General features: G+C 43.5%; 15 protein-coding genes. 5 read left to right on the top strand and 10 right to left on the bottom strand.

Features of this window, described 5'->3' with window-relative positions:
- Nucleotides 1-319: 319 nt before the first annotated feature.
- The 3 genes from ACWQAU_RS09040 to ACWQAU_RS09050 all read right to left on the bottom strand — a co-directional run bounded on the left by ACWQAU_RS09040 (nt 320) and on the right by ACWQAU_RS09050 (nt 4,332).
- Entirely contained in the window at nt 320-1,381 is a 1,062-nt protein-coding gene (locus ACWQAU_RS09040) for a DUF916 and DUF3324 domain-containing protein (RefSeq protein ID WP_021355886.1), read from the bottom strand.
- Nucleotides 1,382-1,454: 73 nt separating this feature from the next.
- Nucleotides 1,455-2,027, bottom strand: a complete 573-nt coding sequence (locus ACWQAU_RS09045; protein WP_027821731.1) for a WxL domain-containing protein — start codon at nt 2,025-2,027, stop codon at nt 1,455-1,457.
- Between the two features lie 52 nt (nt 2,028-2,079).
- Complete coding sequence (locus ACWQAU_RS09050; RefSeq protein ID WP_079111847.1) at nt 2,080-4,332, bottom strand: BspA family leucine-rich repeat surface protein; 2,253 nt, start codon at nt 4,330-4,332, stop codon at nt 2,080-2,082.
- A gap of 943 nt (nt 4,333-5,275) precedes the next feature.
- On the opposite strand from ACWQAU_RS09050, the gene ACWQAU_RS09055 reads away from it, so the two are divergent.
- Both ACWQAU_RS09055 and lepA read left to right on the top strand, forming a co-directional pair.
- Nucleotides 5,276-5,938 (top strand): TetR/AcrR family transcriptional regulator, encoded by a 663-nt coding sequence (locus ACWQAU_RS09055; protein WP_027821730.1) that lies wholly within the window; start codon nt 5,276-5,278, stop codon nt 5,936-5,938.
- Entirely contained in the window at nt 5,935-7,722 is a 1,788-nt protein-coding gene (lepA, locus tag ACWQAU_RS09060; RefSeq protein WP_027821729.1) for a translation elongation factor 4, read from the top strand. Before ACWQAU_RS09055 ends, lepA begins: the two co-directional genes overlap by 4 nt.
- 481 nt (nt 7,723-8,203) lie before the next feature.
- On the opposite strand, the gene ACWQAU_RS09065 is transcribed toward lepA, so the two are convergent.
- The 3 genes from ACWQAU_RS09065 to ACWQAU_RS09075 form a co-directional block, all read right to left on the bottom strand.
- Complete coding sequence (locus tag ACWQAU_RS09065; protein WP_027821728.1) at nt 8,204-9,805, bottom strand: cation:proton antiporter; 1,602 nt, start codon at nt 9,803-9,805, stop codon at nt 8,204-8,206.
- 301 nt (nt 9,806-10,106) lie between these two features.
- Nucleotides 10,107-10,931, bottom strand: a complete 825-nt coding sequence (gene nudC / locus ACWQAU_RS09070; protein ID WP_027821727.1) for an NAD(+) diphosphatase — start codon at nt 10,929-10,931, stop codon at nt 10,107-10,109.
- Nucleotides 10,932-11,085: 154 nt separating this feature from the next.
- The gene (locus tag ACWQAU_RS09075) at nt 11,086-11,994 is read right to left on the bottom strand and encodes a LysR family transcriptional regulator (protein WP_060418101.1); all 909 of its coding nucleotides are present in this window, start codon (nt 11,992-11,994) and stop codon (nt 11,086-11,088) included.
- Nucleotides 11,995-12,164: 170 nt separating this feature from the next.
- On the opposite strand from ACWQAU_RS09075, the gene ACWQAU_RS09080 reads away from it, so the two are divergent.
- The 3 genes from ACWQAU_RS09080 to ACWQAU_RS09090 all read left to right on the top strand — a co-directional run bounded on the left by ACWQAU_RS09080 (nt 12,165) and on the right by ACWQAU_RS09090 (nt 18,360).
- On the top strand, nt 12,165-13,646 hold the full coding sequence (locus ACWQAU_RS09080) for an FAD-dependent oxidoreductase (protein ID WP_027821725.1): 1,482 nt from the start codon (nt 12,165-12,167) through the stop codon (nt 13,644-13,646).
- A gap of 455 nt (nt 13,647-14,101) precedes the next feature.
- Complete coding sequence (locus ACWQAU_RS09085) at nt 14,102-17,686, top strand: MucBP domain-containing protein (protein ID WP_027821724.1); 3,585 nt, start codon at nt 14,102-14,104, stop codon at nt 17,684-17,686.
- A 206-nt stretch (nt 17,687-17,892) separates the two neighbouring features.
- A complete protein-coding gene (locus ACWQAU_RS09090; protein ID WP_003587210.1) occupies nt 17,893-18,360 on the top strand; it encodes a Dps family protein in 468 nt (155 codons plus the stop codon).
- A 121-nt stretch (nt 18,361-18,481) separates the two neighbouring features.
- Here ACWQAU_RS09090 and ACWQAU_RS09095 read toward each other — a convergent pair whose 3' ends face one another.
- The 4 genes from ACWQAU_RS09095 to ACWQAU_RS09110 form a co-directional block, all read right to left on the bottom strand.
- Nucleotides 18,482-18,697 (bottom strand): hypothetical protein, encoded by a 216-nt coding sequence (locus ACWQAU_RS09095; protein WP_033607647.1) that lies wholly within the window; start codon nt 18,695-18,697, stop codon nt 18,482-18,484.
- A gap of 306 nt (nt 18,698-19,003) precedes the next feature.
- A complete protein-coding gene (locus ACWQAU_RS09100) occupies nt 19,004-19,801 on the bottom strand; it encodes a hypothetical protein (protein WP_027821722.1) in 798 nt (265 codons plus the stop codon).
- Between the two features lie 274 nt (nt 19,802-20,075).
- Nucleotides 20,076-20,909: a PRD domain-containing protein gene (locus ACWQAU_RS09105; protein ID WP_027821721.1), complete on the bottom strand. Its 834-nt coding sequence runs from the start codon at nt 20,907-20,909 to the stop codon at nt 20,076-20,078.
- A gap of 18 nt (nt 20,910-20,927) precedes the next feature.
- Complete coding sequence (locus tag ACWQAU_RS09110; RefSeq protein ID WP_003642374.1) at nt 20,928-22,379, bottom strand: glycoside hydrolase family 1 protein; 1,452 nt, start codon at nt 22,377-22,379, stop codon at nt 20,928-20,930.
- Nucleotide 22,380: the final 1 nt, after the last annotated feature.

Here is a 22,380-nt window from a genome sequence, read left to right on the forward strand (position 1 = left end):
CTCAACTTCAATTTAGCACCTATAGTCATGATATATACTATAACTATTTTAGATAAACATAGAACCATATTCTCCAACAACATTTATACATTAATTATAAATATCGTCAAAACATCTAATCCTTGCAACATTACTTTAATAGTATGCCGGTATTTTCCAGGTGGTTATTAGTCATTCAATGTTCGTTAATTTCTGTTTTATATCAAACAATTCAAAAAGAGCATCTTCAGAATATTACATTCCCAAAACGCCCTTGATATCCACTATTCATGTTAATTGTTAATCTGTGCTAATCGATTAAATTGCACTTGCGTCTTGATTATGATTCACTATCTTGACGGTTCTTTTCAGCTAACTGTTCTTCAAGCGACCTGATTTTCTTCTGCTTGCGCCGAATATACCAAATTACCAGGATAATCAATAATAACAGTAATAAGCCAATCCCGATATATAACCACCAGTTAGGCCCTTGCTTCAAGACCGCCGTCTTATTCAAGGTATCCGCTTGGCCCTTTGTAATCACAAAATTCTGCTTAAATTGCCAGTGTTGCTTTTTGGAAGTAACTTTCACGACGGCCGTGTATTTACCAGCTGCTAGCGCTTTTTCTCCTGTCTGCAATGGCAATTTATAGATTGAATTAGGTGCCATCTGGCCGTTCGCTAACTTTTGATGGTAGACAACTTGACTGCCACCCCGATGATAAATCTTGATGTTAGTTTGTACTTTATTTAAGTAAGCCGCCGTATGGTTGACTAACGGAAAATTAATAGCATTGCGCCCATTGAGCTGTTTGACCGTAATCTTATTCATCGTCAGCTGATTGGTCGTTAGGTCTTTACTACCATGCAAAATTACAGCTTCAGTATAAGCGTATTGATTATTGACTGCCACGGCCTTTTTAGTATCAGTTGCCGTGGCCTTTTTCAGGAAAGTTATCCCACCTGCTAAAATGCCTTGATAACTTTGGGCCGGCATCTTAATTTGAAACTTGACCGTCTTGACTTGCCCCTTAGCCAGCTTGACTTGTGGTTCATCAGTTGTCACTAATTTGCTAATATCATACGGCAAATTCGCACTGCGATTATTCGTATGTTTGTATTCCACAACCCCATTAATATTTGTCGTGGCCTTAGCGATACCTATATTGATCGTAATGGGCTCACTAGCCGTATTATGAATTTTGACCGCAACGGTTTGTGTTTGTCGCGGTTTTAACTTCAAATCAAAGTAAGAGAGACGCTTATCGACCTGACTGCTAGACTGGACTGGCGTGATTTCAAAACCAACGCCCTGATCAGCAGAGGCTACTTGTCCCATCATTAATAGACTAGCGACAACCGCCAATAACATTCCCAAAGATAATCGCAATCGTTTCTGCACTTTAACCCCGCCTTTTTCTCAGATTATGTATCGACATTGGCCGTAGCCAACATCGGCTAATTGTTCACCCGGATTAGTTACCTGGTGTGTCGTTTAAATTCCAAGTTAACGTGATTGTGTACCCCGTAGCTAATTTAGTCGTTTTCCCAGGAACAGCCAGCTTAGAATCACTAAATGTCACCGTTGATGCCCCGTTACCAGTCCCATTCTTAGCAGAAGCGACGGTCCCAGCTGCACCCGCGGCAGAAGTTGTCCCCGGCGTTAACGTAGTACTGCCATTTGTCACTGCCGAATCACTCTCAGTACCCGCAACTGTCAAAGCAGCATTAATCAGCGATGAACCAGTCCCATTAAGAGCTGTATTGAATTGTTGCCCCTGAGCAACCGTTAAGGTCCAGCCTGCACTGGTCCCACGTAAGTCACTTACCGTAACGGTTGGTGTCGATGAAGTGGCTAAGGTGGCATCACTGGAGCTAATCGTGTTGCTACCGAAAGCTAAATGAGTAGCGTCAACACTCATTGACAATGTTCCCCCAGTAAATGTTACATCACCGGTCGAAGAACCAGTCGTATCAGCATTAGCCACAACCGTTGTGGCTCCCAAAAGTCCTGCAGAAATCATTAATCCCAAAACGAATTTCTTCATTACAATACGCTTCCTTTCAAACTAAGCTGTGTTTTTAACTATGAATCACTAATTAATTATTGGCCACGGTATTATTCAAACGCCATGAAATCGTGCCTTGGTATGTGTCAGCCATGGCAGCCCCATTTGGGACTTCTAGTAGCAATCCTAAGTTGCTGGACCAATGTTCCGAAATATCAACACTTTTATGATCAGTCGTTGTCTGTGAGTAGACTTGTACGGCTACCCCAGGTGACAAGGTCATTTTTCCATCATCGGTCTGGTAATATAATGTAGCCAACAACATTTTTCCAGTGTCCGCTCCCACAAAGCCTGAACTATCGAGTTCTGCAGTCAAATTCCAGGTTGAACTTATTTGCCCATTGTTCTGAACCGCAAGTGTCTTATCCAGAGTAGGCACATAAGTTTCAGTTGTTCCCGATATTGTATGACTGCCAAAATCGAGCATTGTTGGTGACGAATTGAAGAATAAGTTACCATCGTACACATAGGTTACTGTAATCGTCGAAGCGTCATACGTTCCAGTTGCATTAGTTGGCGTTGCATGAAGCGTATAACCATCAATCGTTTTGGCCGTTGTTTGGTAAGCATCACCCGATGTCCCGGATGACGTCTCTTCATCCGCAATTTCAACACCATCGCCGTCTACGTATTTGACAAGCACCGTTCCACTTGTCTTAACCCAGTTATAGGTCCCCGCCATGGTTGCGCCATCATAATTAGTCATTAGTTCCGCCGACGTATAGGTTGGATCATCATTGTTCCTTTGCCACGTCCCATTGTATGGTAGTTGTTTGCTTGGCTCCGGCAAGTACATCGTCTTATCATTATGAAACGTAAAATTAGGACCTAGTGTCAAATGCTGTAATTTTTTTGAACCATTAAAAAAATTCCCGTAACTGGCGGTAGCAGATTGAAGATCCCAGCTACGAAGATTGAGAGTTGTTAATGATGAGCAACCACCAAACGTCCAAAAACAATTTGTAACTTTACTAGTATCCCAAGTATCAACCAGCAAACTAGTCAACCCAGAACAGTTATAAAAGGTGGAATAAAGAGTTGTTACAGAACCAGTATCCCATTTTTCAAGATTTAAAGTCGTTAAAGAACTGCAGCCTCCAAATAAAAATGACATATCCGTTACCTTACTAGTATCCCAAGTACCAACATCCAGCGTTACTACTTTAGAACAGTTTTGAAACATACTCCCCAGTGAAGTTACTTGGGAAGTGATCCATCCAGAAACGTCTAGTTGGATGACATTTTCACAATAAAAAAACATTCGAGACATGCTAGTTACCTTCGCTGTATCCCAACCACTAACATTAAGTTCAGTTGCCAAAGTACAGTTCATAAAAGTAGCAGTCATATCGGTTACTCGTGCCGTATCCCAACCACTTGCGTTTATTATCTTTACTGAAGAACAACTATAAAATGTAGACGCTAGTGTTGTCACATTAGCAGTATTCCAGCGACTGACATCTAACTCAGGCAGTGAAGAACAGCCAGAAAATGTACTGTCTAAATTAGTTACTTGTGTTACATCCCAGTTACTCACATCAAGCATAGTGAGTTTTCCACACATGTAAAATGTTCTCTTAAAACTCTTTACATGACTGACATTCCAGTTCGTAGTATTTACTTTAGTTAACACGCTACACCCTTCAAACATTGATTCCATAGTAGTCACTGTTGAAAAATCGGTCTGTCCAAAATCGACTGAAGTTAACTTGCTATCACGATAAAACATAGACTGGGTACTAGTTACACCACTCATCGAAAGCTTATTTAAACCTGTGACTGTTGCTACGTTAGCGAGGCTAGCAAACAAGTATCCATAATTCGAAGCCGTTGTGACCGTAATTTCATCCGTAATCTTTATATTCGTAATCGATGAAGCATAATCATACCAAGGCGAACGTTTACCAGTTAAATCAGCAAAGCTACCACCACTAAGCGTTAACACCCCTGCGTCGTCAATGGTCCATGCTACCGTCCCAACAGTTCCAGATTCCACTGCCGTGTCTGCCGTCTCAGTGGTATCATTACCCGTCGTGGTACTAGTCGCCGACGTACTGTCAGAGCTACTCGTATCAGACGTGTCTGTTGTACTCGTCACATCCGCACTCACGGCCATCACATTGGTATCAGTAACTTTGCTAATTGCGCTGCTACTCATCGTCGAAGAACTACTAGTGTCCGGCGCGGCCAGCGCCAATAACGGTGGTATTGCCATATTCAATGGCGCACTACTTCCTAAAATAATACTGATAATTACCATTAATACTTTACATATTCGCCGCACCCGACCATCCCCTTTTAATCAGCAATTCTATGTGACAGCGTAATCTTTCAACTTCAGTCATTGATAGCGCTCACATTTATAGTTACCCTAACTAGCAATCAATAACAGTCCCAGTAGTAGAACACCTAATGCAACTAGTAACCATTGGCACACTTGCTCACTAGTCGGTGGTAACCGGCCTTGCCAACGATTAGCCTGCACGGTAGTTACAATATAACGCAGACTATTTTGGACTTCTGATCCGTACTGGCGTCTTTTTGCACCGTTTCTTAATCATTATCGCCCTTTATTAGAGACTAACGGCTCAGCCGTTAACCTTTCATCCACAGTTTGATTATAAAAATAAATTTAATATCGCGCTGATACCCTTATTATCAACAATAGATAACAGACAGTATTGTTTCCCCTGTTTACCGTATAATTATAACATTATTATTTTATAATGGTTAAAAATTTTAACGTATTTATTGCATTTATCCACCCCTGTTAATCCAGAAGGCTTACGTGACAGTTAGACCGAATAAACCGGATGGACACCATTAATATTCGGCCTGATTATCACTTTCCAAAATATCCGCAAACTACACATAGCGCTTTTAATCACCCAACCTGCCTAGTTATCTAATCATTGCCAGTTGTAATGATAAATCCCACTAAATAATGCAGCTCTGCTCTCCCTTTAACTCCGAACCTATTCCAATAGAAACTATAATTAATACCATATATTTAATAATTAAATATTAAAAGGAATGACCTTTTGTTAGTTTACGACCAAAGAAGACTCGTTCATGACGCTCTTATTGGAAGACTATCAGCGGTACTTTACACAACTCAAGACCGACTTAGCCCAGCACTCACCACTTCAATCTTGACCCGTGGTTATTTTTGGCGTATTCTGGTTCAAAGATAACCACCGGTCATTTTTAAATTAGGAGGATCCGACATGGCTAATATCTATACGCCCAGTCAAAAAGCAGCCAAGCGTCAAGCCATCATGACGGCTGCCATTAATTTATTTGCCCATAGGAGCTATCCCGAAATCACCATGCAGCAAATTGCGGAAGCCGTCGGTAGCTCTAAGGGGGCGACTTTTCGCTATTTCACGACCAAAGAAGACTTGTTCATGACGATTTTATTGGAAGACTATCAACAATACTTTATCCAACTCACGACCGACTTAGCCCAGCAACCACCACTATCAGCTGACGACTTTATCGCGTGGATGACCACCCAAACTCGCCAATTAATTGAAGAACATAGCGTTCTGATTCGATTGAATGCCATTCGTGGGCCAATCCTAGAAGGCAAAGCTAACATGCAGGAAACCATCACACAACGTGAGGCCCTGTATCGCGCCAGTCAACGCTTAGGACAACAACTCGTTATCCAAACAGACCACTTATTAGACCAGTCCCAATTTAGCCACCTGTTCATTATTCAAAGTGGCATTATCAGTGGGCTCATGAATATGGCGGCTTTGACCAGCTTTAATCATCATAAATTATCCGTTGATTATCCCGACTTCGAAATTCGACTCATACCGGAGGCCCAACAACAAATTCGTTACTACTTGACCCAATATTTGAAGGAGTTTTCGCACAAATGAAACAATCCCATATCCGTAACTTCGCCATCATCGCCCACATTGATCATGGTAAATCAACGTTGGCGGATCAAATCATGGCGCTGACCCAGACCGTCAGTGCGCGTGAACAACACGCCCAATTATTAGACGATATGACCGTTGAACAGGCTCATGGTGTGACTGTCAAAGCACGCACAGTTCGGAATTACTATCAGGCCGATGATGGTCAAGAATATGAATATAACTTAATTGACACCCCTGGTCACGTTGATTTCAATTACGAAGTGGCTAAAAGCTTGGCTGCTACCGAGGGTGCCATCCTATTAGTAGACGCCACTCAGGGCGTTCAAGCGCAGACCATTGCCAATTACCGAATTGCCAAACAACGTCAATTAACCTTGATACCAGTTCTCAATAAAGTTGATCTGCCCTCTGCGGATATTGACGCTGCGTTGGCCCAATTGAACGACCTCGACTCAGCTTTCACACCCGAGCAAGTCTTGCAAATCTCCGCTAAAACCGGGCAAGGCGTGCCGGCCGTCTTGGAAGCCATCAAGCAGCGGTTGCCAGCTCCCCAAGGCGACTTACACCAGCCGCTGAAAGCTTTAGTCTTTGATTCGTTGTATGACCCATATCAAGGTGTCATTGCCTATGTCCGACTGATTGATGGTCAGCTCAAATCACAACAAGCACTGTGCTTAATGCAAGGACAACAGGATTTTAACGGCAAGGCCATTGGTGTCTTCGCGCCTCAAATGCACCCCCAAGAATCGCTAAGCGCTGGTGACGTCGGTTACGTGGTCACTGGTATTAAAGATCCACGAAAAGTCCGTGTTGGTGATACGCTGACGTCCGTCGCCACCCCCACGCAGTGGCCGCTAGCCGGCTACCAACCAGCCAAATCAATGGTCTTCGCGGGCTTATATCCTAAGAATAATGACTATCCGGCACTTAAGGAAGCCGTTCAAAAATTGAACTTGAACGACCCGTCATTTACCTATGTTGAAGAACGATCCGAGGCGCTTGGCGTTGGCTTCCGTTGCGGATTTCTAGGGACCTTTCACCTCCAAATCATTCGTGAACGACTCCACGATGAGTACGGGGTCGACGTGCTAACAACGGCTCCCAATGTGACTTACCACGTTACACTCACCAATGGTCAGCAAATGATCGTCAATAATCCCGTTCAGTTTCCGGCATTCAGTCTCATTAAAGAAGTGACTGAACCCTTTATGAAAGCCGAGATCACGATGCCTGCTGACAATCTAAATGCCGTCTTAAAGCTTGCGGAACAGCATAAAGGGACCTTGATCGACTTGGCAAACAGCGGGGACTTGATTGTTGCAAGTCTCAAGATACCCTTGTCAGAAATCGCCTACCACTTTTTCTCAGAACTAAAATCAGTCTCACATGGCTTTGCGAGTTTAAGCACCGCCTTTATGGCTAATGAAGTCAGTGATCTAGTCAAAGTTGAAGTTGATATCAACTATGCGCCCGTAGATGCGTTGACCTTCATCGTCCATCGTGAAGACGCCCCCAACATGACGCAGCAATTGGTCGCCAATCTGAAGACGACGGTTCCACGGCAACTATATCCCACACCCGTCCAAGCACGTGTTGAAGGTAAGGTTATCGCCCGCGTCGATGTCCCACCATTGCGTAAAAATGCAGCAGTGAACGGCGAACAACACAGTACTTCCAAAAAAGCGGCCCTACTACGGCGGCAAAGCGCTAATAAACGCCGCGCGTCCAAAAATACGATTAAGCTGCCACAAAGTGTTTTTAATGCAATTTTAAGCCTTTAATCAAGTTAGACCATCCGTTGATCTCTGGGTTTCAATCAATCGGGTGAAACTAGCCCTTGCAATGCAGCCAATCAGACGTTGGTTTTCACGTTTAAACAACCCAGCATTAATTTTTATTATGGCACTCGCCGGCGAGTCATTGTTTTGACTGCCATCCTAATGACCATATTTGACATCATGCACCATATCAGTCCCCGGATGAATCAAGTGGTGGCATTGCCGAACTTTCCAAACAACTAATCACACTCGCTTGCAATATCCCCATCAAGTTCTGGCAATCAACAAAAATTCCCCCCTATTGATTTAAACACTGACAGCCAACTTAATATTTATTACCAACTATTTAATTGCAGGTTTCTAGTCAGTCTTAAAAAGGCACCCCAATACTTATTCACAGTGAATAAGTATTGGGGTGCCTTTACATTTGAGACGATCACCAATCAATATTTCGACTTGCCACACCAATCTTGGCTTATCCCGCTTACTTCACACCATACTCCAGAACAACCATCTCAGCCATCGTAATTTCATGATACAAGCGGTTAAACAAGTCTTCGCTAATGGCATGTGTCGCATCGTATTGTCGCTGCAAGTAATCGCGTTCCGTTTGAAATACTTGTCGATAAATAACCATTAGTTCACGCATTTCATCAGCAGTATATTCAGGATGTTGGACCATCCGACGCCATTCCGAAATAAACTGTCGAACTGTCGTGTGTCCATTCTGTGAACGTAGGTCAAACGTCACCGCAGCTTTAAATTCTTGTGAAATCGGCATTTGCCACAAATCATGAACTCCAGCTTCAATCATCTGTTCTCTAATCACCGCCATTTTGGCCGCACCATCCGTATCAGTCTTAATTTTCGGCAATAGCCAGCGAAAAACAATCGTTGGTACTAATAAGCTCAAAATAATCAATAAGCTTTCAGACATCAAGACTAAATTGAAATCAGTCGTTTTAACTTGAGTTTCCGCAACGGTAAAGGCCAACGCAAACGTCACAGCACCATGAATGCCCCCCAAAGCAAATACCCACGCTTCTCGATTAGAGACATGATGAATAAGTCGAACGTAACCATAACGTGCTAACAGATTGGCCACGTATAAAATAACACCAATTACAATCCAGATCAGTGATCCATTATAAGAGACGGAATGATCCAACGCGGTCCGCAATAACATAATTCCCAATACAATAAAGACCACACTATTTAAAATATCGCTCAATAGACCAATTAATTGATAAATATCACTGGCGAGCTGAGGATTGGCTAATGCACTCCGCTCTCCTTCAGCATTATGAACTAATCCCGCAAATACAACAGCAATGATACCGGAAACACCAAGTGCTTCAGCACCAAAGTACAACACAAATGGTGTCATTAAATAAATCACTTTTAACGGAGTACCATTATTATACGTGTTATTAATAAAATTAAGTTTAGAGCGCAACATTAATTGTCGAATATAAACAATTAAGCCGCTTACAAGGCCACCAAAAGCAATCCCTCCACCAGCCGCATAGACGAAATCCCATAAGGTCTGCGAATAATTAATATAACCGTTAACATACCACAGAATAGCCATGTTTAGCAGAATGATTCCCGAAGCATCATTAAACAATGATTCTAATTTCAAACTAGTCTGTTCACGCTGCGGTAGCACCCGGCCCATCGTCACCGACTCAGTAGCCGTTGCGTCAGTTGGTGTACTGATAGCAGCCAAGATAAAGGCTAATGGTAGTCCAACACCCGCTAGCAGGCTAGTGCCGAGTCCAGCCATGACTGCACATAAAATCACCATGCCAACTGTAAGACTCACAATTTCTCGTACGTGACGACCAACTAAATTCAGCCGCGTATTCTGGCCTTCAAAATATAATAATGGTGCTACAATCAGTCCAATAAAAATATCTGAATTGAACTTTTCGATAAGGCCATTTAAGAACGGGATAACCGCAATCCCCGCCCCAATAAACATGCTCACATAGTTGACCGATAGTCGTGGGAGCCAACGACGGTTAATTACAATACTAACCATTGCCGCAACCACTAACACACCAGTCGAAATAAGTAGTGCCATTCTGCTTCACCCTTTTTTAATTAATATAACTAATATTGATTATTATCAGTTTAGTCCATCTTGTAAAGTAACCACACTTTATGACACTATCATTAATTGACTTCAAGCTATGATCTCATAGCCCACTAAATAACTGCTTGTATCGTCACTACCATCGTTTTAAATAATGGTTGTTTGTAGGAAAGTCGCCTTAGACTCGACCATCACATCAAAATAGCGTACCAAGAATTTAGCTTTCAATTCTCAGTACGCTATCTTATTAAAAACTTCCGTTTAATTTTCGGTATAATGTAGCATAATTCTACTTCTCCTGATGATGCCGAAATGCTTCAATCATCGTCCATGTCAGGCTCGTGTTCGTATCATTATGAGGAATTTGGTCACGCTGGAACCATTGGGCTTTCGATAGTTCGTCCGTCTCTAGCTCAATTGCCACGTTCTCATTAAGGTCCGCAAAATAGCCGGCCAGTAAGGAGTGCGATGGTGCCCACGGTTGGCTACCGAAGTACCGAATATTATGAACTTCAAGGCCGACTTCTTCAAAGACTTCCCGGCGAACGGTATCTTCAAAGGTCTCACCGATTTCGGTATAACCTGAAATCAGTGAAAAATGATTGTAGCCGGATAAAAACTTGGTCATCAAAATCTTATCACCATTCGTCACGCCAACAATAATCGCAGGCATAATCGTCGGATAAATCGTCTGACCACACGCTGCACACACCAGTGACCGTTCCGTAGCGCCTGGATGTAATGGTTGGCCGCAATGCCCGCAGAACCGCTTCGTATCATACCACCAAGCCAAATGGGCAGCCGTCGCACTACTGAAAGCCAACCAGGCCGGTGTCAGGTTTCGGAACCCCCGAGTGGTGCCAACGGTATAGTTATCATTCGCAACCGCATCAACATCGACCCAGAAAAAGGCCGCCTGATCGACAGCCAGCAAGTACTGATACTGGTCAGGACTAAACGCGTAATCCGCATCGACATCTTCGTACTTGGGCAAGGTTCCATTCATTAAAAGCACCTGTTGTTGACGACCAATTAAGATATAATCGCCCGACCGGGGTGCCCGCTGCTGATCATTCTGATTTTTTAAAACGTGTGGTTGAATATCTTGAAACATGTTGGGCCCACTTTCCTGTATAAATTCATTAGTTTGAGAACAATGGTTTTATTATAACGGAGTCACTGAATTTTTACAGGCCTGCAATCTCAGCCGGTCCTTTTACTTAAGCAAGCTCACCGTATCAGTACCTTCTCACTGTGAGGTTAATCTTCTACTCGTCAGATTTCGCGTTCGCCTTTAACCGCTGTACCAATTTGGCTATCAACGGCCGGGACCGGTTTGATTTTAATAACGCCACGATGTCATAGCCTTGTTGCGCAGCATCCGTAATCGGCAAATACGCGACTTGTTCATCATGCTTAGTTGGCACTAACCCCGCAGGATAGAATGCCAAAGCTTGGTTCAACGCAACTAACAAGTGCATCTGCTCTGCACTAGATACTCGCCGAATCTGCTCATAGTCTTGAATAAACGGGGCACTAGCCAAAAAACTTTCTAATAAAAATGTTGAGCTTTCTGGACTGTAATATAAAATGGGCAAAGTCACCAACGCACTCGGTGGCAATTGTGACAACCGACTCAGTGGATTTAGCCGGCTCACCCCAATCACCATTTGATTATGATAAATTGGGACAGCGGTTAACTGTGATTCTGGAGTAACGGCGGGACGGCCATAATTAATCGATAGTGCTAAATCAAGTGAACCATCAGCTACTTGCTGCGCCAGATGCTCGTTACTACCTTGGCGAACAACGAGTTGCAGCTCCGAATGCTGTTGCTTTAAATCGTATAAGGCCGGTAATAGGAGCCGCTGCTCAAAGGCTGAGAAATAACCGACTCGTAAGATTTGATCAGTAGGAACATTAAATTGACGTAACTCCGTCAAGGCCGTCGTATAGTTGTTCACAATATCCTGAGCAGATGCCCAAAATAACCGCCCCTGAGGAGTCAATTGAATTCTGTTCTGTCCACGGTCAAATAACGTCACTTTCAATTCATTTTCTAACTGGGTCATTTGCTTTGATACCGTCCGCTGTGAACGGTATTCACGGGCAGCCACTTGCTGAAAACTACCATACTGAACAACTTTTAAGAACGTCTGTAGCCGGTCAAGATCCATTTTTTCAACTCCATCCGCACGATTGATTCGCCTGCCGAACCAAATTGTCTGTTTGCTAACCACCATACCCCCGTTATGATGAGGGTGTGATAGCGGTTACTTCATTATAGTAATGGTGAATTTAACCGTCAAATGCTCATTAGATAACAAATCAGTTTGGAGGAATTGACATGACGTTAGCAAAACATGATTCATACGATATTGTCGTCGTTGGTACCGGAGCAGCAGGAACAGCGGCAGCCTTAGAAGCCGCACAATACGGCGCGTCCGTGTTATTACTCGAAAAAGGACGCCATACTGGCGGTAGCAGCAATTACACTGAGGGTCTCTTTGCCGTCGACTCATACTTACAAAAGGCCCAAAACATCAACGTTTCCGCCACTGACGTTTTAAAAGAAGAAGTCGAATATTCTAAATATCGCGCTGATTCTCGAATCTGGCGTCGTTACTTGGACGATAGCGCCAACACGGTGCAATGGCTTAAAGATCAAGGTGTCGAATACGAAGGCGTACAAGCAATGGGTGCCGGCGAAGCCACGTGGCATATTTATAAAGGAATGGGCCAAGCCGTCTTACATGACGCTTTACAACCACAAGCACAAAAGCTGGGTGTCGAACTACTGACTTCCACGACCGCCACCACGCTACATCAAGCCACTGACGGTGCAATTACCGGTGTAACGATTCAAAGTGCCGCCACTAATGAGACCCAAGTCATCAATACGGCCGCAGTCATTCTTGCTACCGGTGGTTACCTCAATAATCCCGACATGATGCAGAAACTGACCCACTATGACACGCGCCGCTTAATTCCAGTTAGTTCAGGTAAAGGAACTGGTGACGGTCTTCGGCTAGCGTGGCAAGCCGGTGCACAACAATATGGCACGGGAATGGCGATGCTCTTTGGCGGTTATCTCAAAGATCCGAGCGAACCTTCCTTTAAGTACATGGCCTCCCAGATGGAAACAGCGGCCGGTCAGCAACCGTTGCTCTGGCTAAACGAACATGGGGAACGATTTGTCGATGAAGCTGTCGTTTATAACTTCTCATACGCCGGCAACGCGCTCTACACCCAAAACCAAGTATTCAGCATTCTCGACCAAGGTGCGATCAACAAAATGGCTCAGGACGGGAACTTCATGGGCTTAGGTGTTTACGTTCGGCGGGGCGAAAAAATGACGAAACTCCAGGCTGAAATCGATGTAGCCGTGGCCGCCAATAAACCATTTATTTTTAAAGCCGATACGATTGAAGCACTGGCGACCAAAATGCACCTACCCGTTGATCAAGTCACCCACTCCATTCAAACTTACAACCAATATTGTGATAATGGTCAAGACGATGATTTCGGCAAGAATCCTGAATATCTCGTTAAGGTTGCCCAAGGTCCATTTTACGGCTTTGAACTCAATGTCGGCGCCTTTTGTACCATGGGCGGTCTCAAAGTAACCACTAATAATGAAGTTTTAGACACTGCTGGTCAACCGATCACCGGTCTATATGCTGCTGGCAACGACGCCGCTGGACTAACTGGTGATACGTATGGTCCTAACATGCCTGGAACCTGTGTTGGCTACGCCTTCTACTCTGGACGCAATTCCGGTCGGCACGCGGCGCAATACACGCACCAGCAGTCAATCGTTAGTCATTAATTTCTTATTTATAAACCTATAACGACCTTCCCAGAATTTATCCGGAAAGGTCGTTTTACGCTGTCTTCACATTGATACGCCGATGGGCAGTTTAGTGACTACCAATTTCGCCGCAATCTCGCGAGTTAATCGGTAGCTCTGGCTTGAGGGCCATTCTTAGGCAAGTTTACCAACTTGCCTTTGCGAGCCACCAAACTTTAAAAAAACAAGCATTTCAGCGCTAAAAGCGTGCACTTCTTAATGTCCATCCGTTCTAACTCAGCTCAACATCGGCGTTAAGTACCGTCAAATAACGGTTTGTTTCATGATTTTGAAAAGCACCGGCATCCAGCCATTCACAACTAAGTGACAAGACGTCCACCAAACTGGCTAGACCCGCCAAAATAATGGTGCTACACTTTAACTAATTTAGTGTGCTTATGACTAAATCAATCATCAAAAGGAGTATGATTATTTTGAACAAGCGAAAAATTATCACTAATAACCCACCAAAGTGGCACTTAATTACTGGGATTGCGGCCACGATTTTGGCCGGCATTATTTTGACCAATCAAGACGCCTTTGCGGCCACTGATTCGACAACAGCACCCACTACCACTGCGCCGACTGTCCATCAAACAGCGCCGACTAACCCGCTATCCGGCAGTCAAGTTACCTTAACATCGACAACTGGTAGTAGCGCAACTGGCAGTGCTACAACCAGTAGTCCTGTAGCAACTAGTACCGCAGCAATGCCCGTGAAATCAACGGCTACTAGTGGCTCATTGATGTCAGCAATGGCCAGCTCTTCAGCGACAAGTGGTCACGCCGCCGAACCTAGTTCAAGTGTGACCGAGGCAGCAAGCACCAATAACCTGATTCCAACTTCGGCGGCCATGGCCAGCTCTGCGACCACTAAGTATCCAACAGACACAACTGCAACGCCTAATGCTAGTTCCAGTCCAACTAGTGCTGAAAGTAGTACACCTAACAAAACTATGAATACAATCCAGCAAATTGACGGTTCTAGTGTAACTCATTCAACGACCCCTGCTAGCTCTGCAAGTATACTCATACCAACTTCAGTCGCCAGTATGACAACCACCAAGACGGCTAGTGCCGCTGCGCCAGACGTCACTAATAGTACGGCAGCTAACAGCACGGCTCCTACTAGTGTGACGACAACTGATAGTGCTGCCGAGTCAGTGCCGCTTTCGACTTCCAGTGAGACTAGCTCAGAAAAATTAGCCGCAGCAAGCACTACAAGTACAATCCAGATATCTGACGGTTCAGAGGTTATTCATCCAATGACGAGTGCTATTTCGAGCAGCTCGTCTGCGCCCACTAGTGGTGCTAAGATGGCAGCTAGTGCGGCAAGCGCTGCCTCGGCTAGCGTGATAACCAGCGCCGTCAATAGTATCGCTGCCAGCACGTATTCCGCCGACGCTAGTGCTGCTAGTGTCGAAAGCGCCGCAACACCTGACACTTCGCATGCGACTGTTCCCGCTAGCACCGCGACTTCGGCAGCGACTACTTTTCAAATTACCAGTGTTATTAATAGCTTAGCTTCCAGTACCTATTCCGAATATGCCGAACAAGCTAACGCAGAAGCTGCTTCAGCGGCAACGACAGCTGAAAAGCCCGCGACTAGTGTTGGTACAGTCGTGCCGACCGCAGCGACGACGCCAAATGAATCTATTGATACTTGGATGCCGAACAAGCACCTTCAAGAAGCCGTTTTACGCGAGTTACAAGCGTTGAAGCTCCCCGACCATCAGTTTAAATCTGTTAACGATATTACTAAAGATGATATGCAATTATTAACCCAATTCTATGGGGAAAACACTTATATTGATGGTCACACACCATACTCCTTGGAAGGGCTGCAATACGCGACGAACCTGAAAACCATTTGGCTCAATAACGGTCTCAACGCACTTGGCGGTTATTATAACGGCGACGTGACTGACATTTCACCATTGGCCGGTCTGACCAAATTAACTGTGCTGAATATTCAGCATAACCGTGTCAGTGATTTATCGCCGATTGCGCATTTGACAAACCTACAAGAACTGGACGTCGCTTACAACCATATTGCTGATTTGTCAGTCTTTAAAGACTTACCGAACCTCAAGACAACTACTTATCTTGGGCAGACAATTCTAGAACCGCTCGTTTATGTCGATCAAGACACGACCAGTGCAACCTTAAAGAACCGCTTTTATTTACCAAACGGGCAGCAAGCTGTCCTTAAATCGCAAGCCGCCATTTTGAAACCAGTTCAACTAACTCCTAACGGCCAATTCTACTACCGGTTCTACTTCAACGGCGCGGGAAAAGCCGTGAATGGTGACCTGAGTAACGTGGTACCCGACGGTCAAGGTGGGTTGACATTCAATCAGTTAGTACCACAGATTCCAGGCTTCACTGGTGATGCCAACGGTCAGTTCGTCACTAACGGCGTCAGCATCAACGTTGTCCCAAATGATAAAAACTTTTATTTGGTTGCTCAAGGCTCAGATGGCAGTTCACCGGTGTTCCATGTCTTTCAGCCTTATGTATTAGCAGCCAAAGCGGCCCCAGTAACCATTCACCATGTCGATCGTAACGGTGCCGCTCTGCGTGACTCGGAAGAATTGACCGGCCTCGTTGGTGAAGATTATCAAAGCACCCCGGCTGATATTACGAACTACACCCACGTCGAGACCCAAGGCGCCCCACAAGGTACTTTCAGTGCGGAACCGCAAGCGGTCACTTACGTTTATGATAAAACAGCTGGAGCCCCTGTGACGGTCAGCTATCAGGATGAACAAGGAAAGACCCTGCAGCCAGACACGACTTGCAACGGTTTGGCTGGTGATCCATACACGACCAAGCCGCTCGAAATCGCGGGCTACGATCTCACAAAAACACCTGACAACGCGGCCGGTACGTTTACAGCTGAACCACAGCACATTATCTACATTTATACAAAACAAGTCCCACAGCCGGTGACTGCCAGCTATCAAGACGAAGATGGCAAAGCCTTACAACCTGATATCACCCACACTGGTGAAATCGGCGCAGCATATGAGACTAAGGCGCTAGAGATTCCAGACTACGACTTAGTTAAGACTATCGGCAACGCAACTGGTACCTTTACCAAGGAACCGCAACAAGTCACCTACATCTATACCAAGCAGATTCCACAGCCGGTGACTGCCAGTTATCAAGACGAAGATGGTAAAACCTTACAACCTGATATCACCCACACTGGTGAAATCGGCGCAGCGTATGAGACTAAAGCGCTAGAGATTCCAGGCTATCAACTCATCAAGACACCAACTAACGCGACCGGTAGCTTTACCAAGGAACCGCAGCATGTCCTTTACGTCTATGAAAAACAAGCAGTGCTTCCCGTCACCGTTAGTTATCAAGATGCGGATGGAAAGCCACTTCACGCGGATATTGTTTTAAGTGGTGACTTTGGTCAAAATTATCAAACTGAACAGTTGTCAATTCCAGGCTACGTCTTCAACAAAGTTGTCGGTCCAACGATCGGGACCTTTGGCACCACCGCCCAGCACGTCGTTTACACTTACACGCCGGAGCCGAGTGGGCCTGAACAACCGACGCCGGGTCCGGAACCAGAACCTGTGCCCGAACCACAGCCGACACCAGCACCTCAGCCTGAACCAACGCCGCAACCGAGCCCTACACCTCAACCGAGCCCGGCACCACAACCAAACCCGGCACCACAACCGAGCCCGGTGCCGCAGCCAAACCCGGCACCACAGCCAGAGAGTTCATTGCTGGCAAAAGCGCCCGTGTCACAAGGCACTACGACTTCACAATCGTCGCCAACGACTAGTCCACAGCCAACACCAATTGCACCAGTCAGTGCCCTGGCTCAACCAGGAAAACAGCAAGCACCAGCAACGGCTGCTACGCACAATTTGGGTCAATTACCGCAAACCAGTGAGCAATCTGAACACGCCGCAACACTGGGTGGTATCCTGGCCGCTTTATTTACTGGATTAGGTTGGCTAGGACTGGCAGCTAAGTTCAAGAAACGGGAATAGGTCTAATTCGACACTGATTAAGATACCCAAACGGCTACCCATACGGTGGCCGTTTTTGTTAGCACTAATTACCACCATATAACGTCTCCATCTTTTCAAAACGACTTAATTCTACGGGCTATAAATAACTTAATTTGCCAGTGTATAACGTTTCAGATTAAGCTACCACTAAGTTATAATAACCATATCGAAAGGAGATCAATCTAATGAAATATACGAAAACCAAAGCAGTATTAAATCAACTCGTTGCCGATTTGAGCCAGATGTCAATGATTATCCATCAGACGCATTGGTACATGCGTGGACCCAACTTTTTGAAGTTGCACCCCTTGATGGATGAGTTCATGGAAGAAATTGACAGCCAACTCGATGTCATTTCTGAACGGCTGATTGCGCTTGATGGCAGTCCTTACTCGACCTTAAAAGAAATGGCCGAAAACACTAAGATTCAAGACTGGCCTGGTGAATGGGACAAAACAACCCCAGAACGCCTCGCACACTTAGTTGATGGCTATCGTTACTTGGAAGACCTTTACCAACACGGCATTGAAGTATCCGATGTTGAAAAAGACTTCAGTACCCAAGATATTTTCATTGGTCTCAAAACCGCAATTGAAAAGAAAATCTGGATGATTCAGGCAGAGCTTGGGTCGGCGCCGGAAATTGATGAATAAAATCATATTATCGTAACCATCAAATCATATTTTTAATTCAAAACACCATAAACAAAGTGCACTACGATTATCCGCAGTGCACTTTGTTTATGGTGTTTTTAGTAATCCCAACAAATATTAGTTAAATCAACCCAAAGCCCGCAGCTATGCCAACGAAAATAAAAATCAAGCCAATTACAAAGGCGCTCCACAAAGCCAGCGGTGCAAAAGCGGACGTTTCAGCGTTTCCGTGCAGTTTTAACTGGCGAAAATACCGTCTCACAGCAAAAATTTGAAAACAGCCTAAGCAAGTAAACAGCAAGCCAAGCACAACCCGTAAAATGATATCTGTCTTCATCATTATTCCCCCTTGCATTACCATAATGATTTTTCCTATATCGATTTAGCATAAACTGCCCTATTCAGATTGAAGTACAAATATTAAATAACCGTTAAATAATATCTACTAGCGTATTATACTGGAAACCAATTTAGTTCTGGAACTAACGGCACTTTAAAACAAGCTAACTTAGCTTAAATACTTAGTTTGAAACATTGAAAGTATTACTAACTAACTACAACTGCTACTTCACATGAAATTAATCCATATTGAGATGTATTGAAGATAATTACGATAGTTATATTAAGTCTAAAATAGCTCTTCTCAATTAGCTTCGGAATAAATTACTGCTAATGTATCACCTTTAGTTTGATTAGTCTCAAATGCTGTATACGCTGGTGACATTTGAAACACTTTACCGCCATCATTTGACAACGCAATCGAGAATCGATTGACAGCCGTATTAGTACCATCCTCAAGTGACTTTCCAGTCTGCCAATTTTGTGTAATTTTCTGATCACGGGGTGCAAATAAGACACTCAGGTGAACCAATCTATACCGTTCACCCTTACCATCATAAGCATTATAATGATAATTGCCATGCATGTTGATGACTAGACTTTTATCAGGATGCAACATGACTTTATCAAAATAAAAAACTTGTTGTTTTTGTGGTCCAGTGGTCATTAGCTCACCCGTTGCAAAATCAAGTGAACAGGTTTGTGTTTCACTTCCATATTCGCCAGAATAAGCTGAATATCTTTGATAATCACTAATCGTTACTGTTTTTTGCACATTATCTATTGTTTTAGTTTGCTCGTTAGAAACCGATTGTTTGGTAGAATCTTTAATTGAGTCTTCCCCACTAGCATTTTTCACTGTAGTTACTTGAGATGTTGTTTCTGACCCATTCAACAATGTCACTACTCGATTTCTATATCCAATAACCCCAATTAATATTAAGACTAAGATAATAATAAGACTGATCAAAATATGACGTTGTCGGCATACCCGAGCCGCCAGGTAATCAGCCCGCCAATTAGGATCATTCCGACGCTGACGATAAAAAGAATAGGTATGAGTTGCACGTGTACGCTGACTAATATATTTTTTCTTTCTCATTATTTAGATTCCCCGTTCAATACACATTTACTTCTATACTAACAATCTAGGTTACAAATCTCCATAGAGTGTCCATGCAAACTAGTTACACCGTTAATAAATATTTTTATAATTAAAATTCTTCTAACAAAAAACAAGTTATAAATTGTCAATCACGAATCATTTATAACTTGTTATATAGCCAGACTTATTCACAAAAATACATACCACCTCACCCCTCATTCGAAATGGTATGTATTCTAATATAATAATTTAGTTAGTATGCCAGACTAACCTATGGCAATAATCTTTGAATCTGCATAGCCATTAGCATCACTTCTTCATCTGGCAGTGGCATCTTAAACTTCATACTCATGTATGCAGCTACCTTTCCAGCAATTGCAAAAGCACGTGAATTTTGACTTTTGACTATAGCTACCATTGCCGGATCTGCATCATCCAATAATTCTCCCGCAATAGTCCGTTCAACTAAAAATTTTACATGTACCACGCACCGCTGATAATTTAAATCATGTTCATTGACTATTCCACCAGCCTGATACTTGATGATGTTAATGATCCGTCCAATCAATTGACCAGCCTTTAATGCATCCTTACGCTCATCAGTTCCGTTTTCGGCATTAATAATGTGTGCAGCAATATTTGCAGCCTCTTGCTCCGAAAAGTCAGTTTTAAACGCCCGATTAACTAATCTAACTGCTAACTGGCCAATCTCAAATTCATGGCTATAGTATGTCTTAATTTCCCAATAAACTCGATTGGTTATAACAATCCCTTTAGCAGCACGTTCAAGAGCAAATTTCAAATGATCAAGCAAAGCAACATACAACGTATCACTCAACTTACTCTGAAGCTGCTCAGTCGCCTCACTAACAATTGTCTGGGTAATCTCAATCAATTGCGGCGACGATGACGCAATTGTTGCCAGTAATTGTTCTACGTTTGGATCTGGTGATGCCACGAAAACCTGATTAAAATCGCCATCCATAATCACAGCACCTGGTTTTTTCCCATAACCAATCCCCTTACCTAACAAGATAAACTCCTGGTCATGTTCATCGGTAACCAAAACGACGCTGGAGTTTAGCACCTTTTTAATCCGTAGCATTTGATCACCACACCTTCACTAATCTAGACTAGTTCCATTTGTCTGAATTACCTTTTGATACCATGTAAAAGAATCTTTGCGATAACGCTTAAGCGAACCATTACCTAAGTCATCTTCGTCTACATAAATAAAACCATACCGCTTAGACATTTGCGAAGTTGAAGCACTTACTAAATCAATCGGGGCCCAGCTAGTGTAACCTAATAAATCAACACCGGCGTCCACTGCCTTAATCATTTCATTGAAATGCGCACGGAAATATTTGATGCGATAGTCATCATGAATTTTCTGATCCGCTGTTAATTCGTCTTTAGCACCCATTCCGTTTTCAACAATCATTAACGGCTTGTGATAGCGATCATATAACTGTAACAACGAAATTCTTAAGCCAACCGGATCAACTGTCCATCCCCATTCCGTAACCGGCAAATGTGGATTCTTACCACCAACAATCGTATTACCAGTCGTCAACGTCAAATTATTTTCATCATATGATGATACTAGTGACATATAGTAACTAAACGTTACAAAGTCTACAGTATTTTCCTTCAAAATTTCCAGGTCTGATGCAGTCATATCAATGTGAATTTTCTGTTTTTTGAAGTAGTTCAATACTAGGGGTGGATATTCACCAAATACTTGAACATCTGCTGGAAAATAATTCATTGTATTTTTATTGAATGATGCTAACACATCACGCGGATCAGATGAATTCGGGTAATCTGTCAATTTTGTTAGCATACATCCCACCTGACTACCAGGGATAACTTCGTGACAAGATTTTGTTACCAGCGCAGACGCCACGAATTGATGATGGAATGCCTGATACTCTGCTTGTAACAAATTATCAGTCTGATCAGGAATAATACCGGCTGAAGTAAATGGATGACGCGTAACGCTATCAATTTCATTGAATGTCAGCCAATATTTAACATCATTCTTGTAAGTTTCAAAACAAACTTTACAAAAACGAACAAATAAATCAATGACTTTGCGATTTTCCCAACCATTATATTTAGACGCTAATGCAAGTGGCATTTCATAATGTGATAATGTCACAATTGGTTCAATTCCTAACTCATGCATCTTATTAAACATTGCTTTATAGTAGTCTAAACCAGCTTGGTTGGGCTCAAATTCCTCACCTGTTGGAAATATCCGTGTCCAGGCAATGGATAAACGCAATGCTTTAAATCCCATTTCATGAAATAATTCCAAGTCTTCGGGGTAACGGTGATAAAAATCAATACCACGTCGTTTAGGATAGTACTTAGTATCTGTATCTTGGATTGCTTTCTCAATATCAGACTTTGTAACACCAACCTGTTTGCGATAATCTTTAACATCCACATTGGGCTTATACGTCGCAACATCCGCAACTGATAACCCTTTTCCATCGATATTCCATGCACCTTCTACTTGATTGGCAGCTATCGCGCCACCCCATAAGAAATCTTTTCGTAATCCCATT

It is taken from the genome of Lactiplantibacillus sp. 3062 (genome assembly GCF_055413545.1).

Coding starts and splice junctions, on each gene's coding strand:
- ACWQAU_RS09045 (WP_027821731.1), bottom strand. CDS start 2,027: ATGAAGAAATTCGTTTTGGGATTAATGATTTCTGCAGGACTTTTGGGA.
- ACWQAU_RS09055 (WP_027821730.1), top strand. CDS start 5,276: ATGGCTAATATCTATACGCCCAGTCAAAAAGCAGCCAAGCGTCAAGCC.
- lepA (WP_027821729.1), top strand. CDS start 5,935: ATGAAACAATCCCATATCCGTAACTTCGCCATCATCGCCCACATTGAT.
- ACWQAU_RS09065 (WP_027821728.1), bottom strand. CDS start 9,805: ATGGCACTACTTATTTCGACTGGTGTGTTAGTGGTTGCGGCAATGGTT.
- nudC (WP_027821727.1), bottom strand. CDS start 10,931: ATGTTTCAAGATATTCAACCACACGTTTTAAAAAATCAGAATGATCAG.
- ACWQAU_RS09075 (WP_060418101.1), bottom strand. CDS start 11,994: ATGGATCTTGACCGGCTACAGACGTTCTTAAAAGTTGTTCAGTATGGT.
- ACWQAU_RS09080 (WP_027821725.1), top strand. CDS start 12,165: ATGACGTTAGCAAAACATGATTCATACGATATTGTCGTCGTTGGTACC.
- ACWQAU_RS09090 (WP_003587210.1), top strand. CDS start 17,893: ATGAAATATACGAAAACCAAAGCAGTATTAAATCAACTCGTTGCCGAT.
- ACWQAU_RS09095 (WP_033607647.1), bottom strand. CDS start 18,697: ATGAAGACAGATATCATTTTACGGGTTGTGCTTGGCTTGCTGTTTACT.
- ACWQAU_RS09100 (WP_027821722.1), bottom strand. CDS start 19,801: ATGAGAAAGAAAAAATATATTAGTCAGCGTACACGTGCAACTCATACC.
- ACWQAU_RS09105 (WP_027821721.1), bottom strand. CDS start 20,909: ATGCTACGGATTAAAAAGGTGCTAAACTCCAGCGTCGTTTTGGTTACC.
- ACWQAU_RS09110 (WP_003642374.1), bottom strand. CDS start 22,379: ATGGGATTACGAAAAGATTTCTTATGGGGTGGCGCGATAGCTGCCAAT.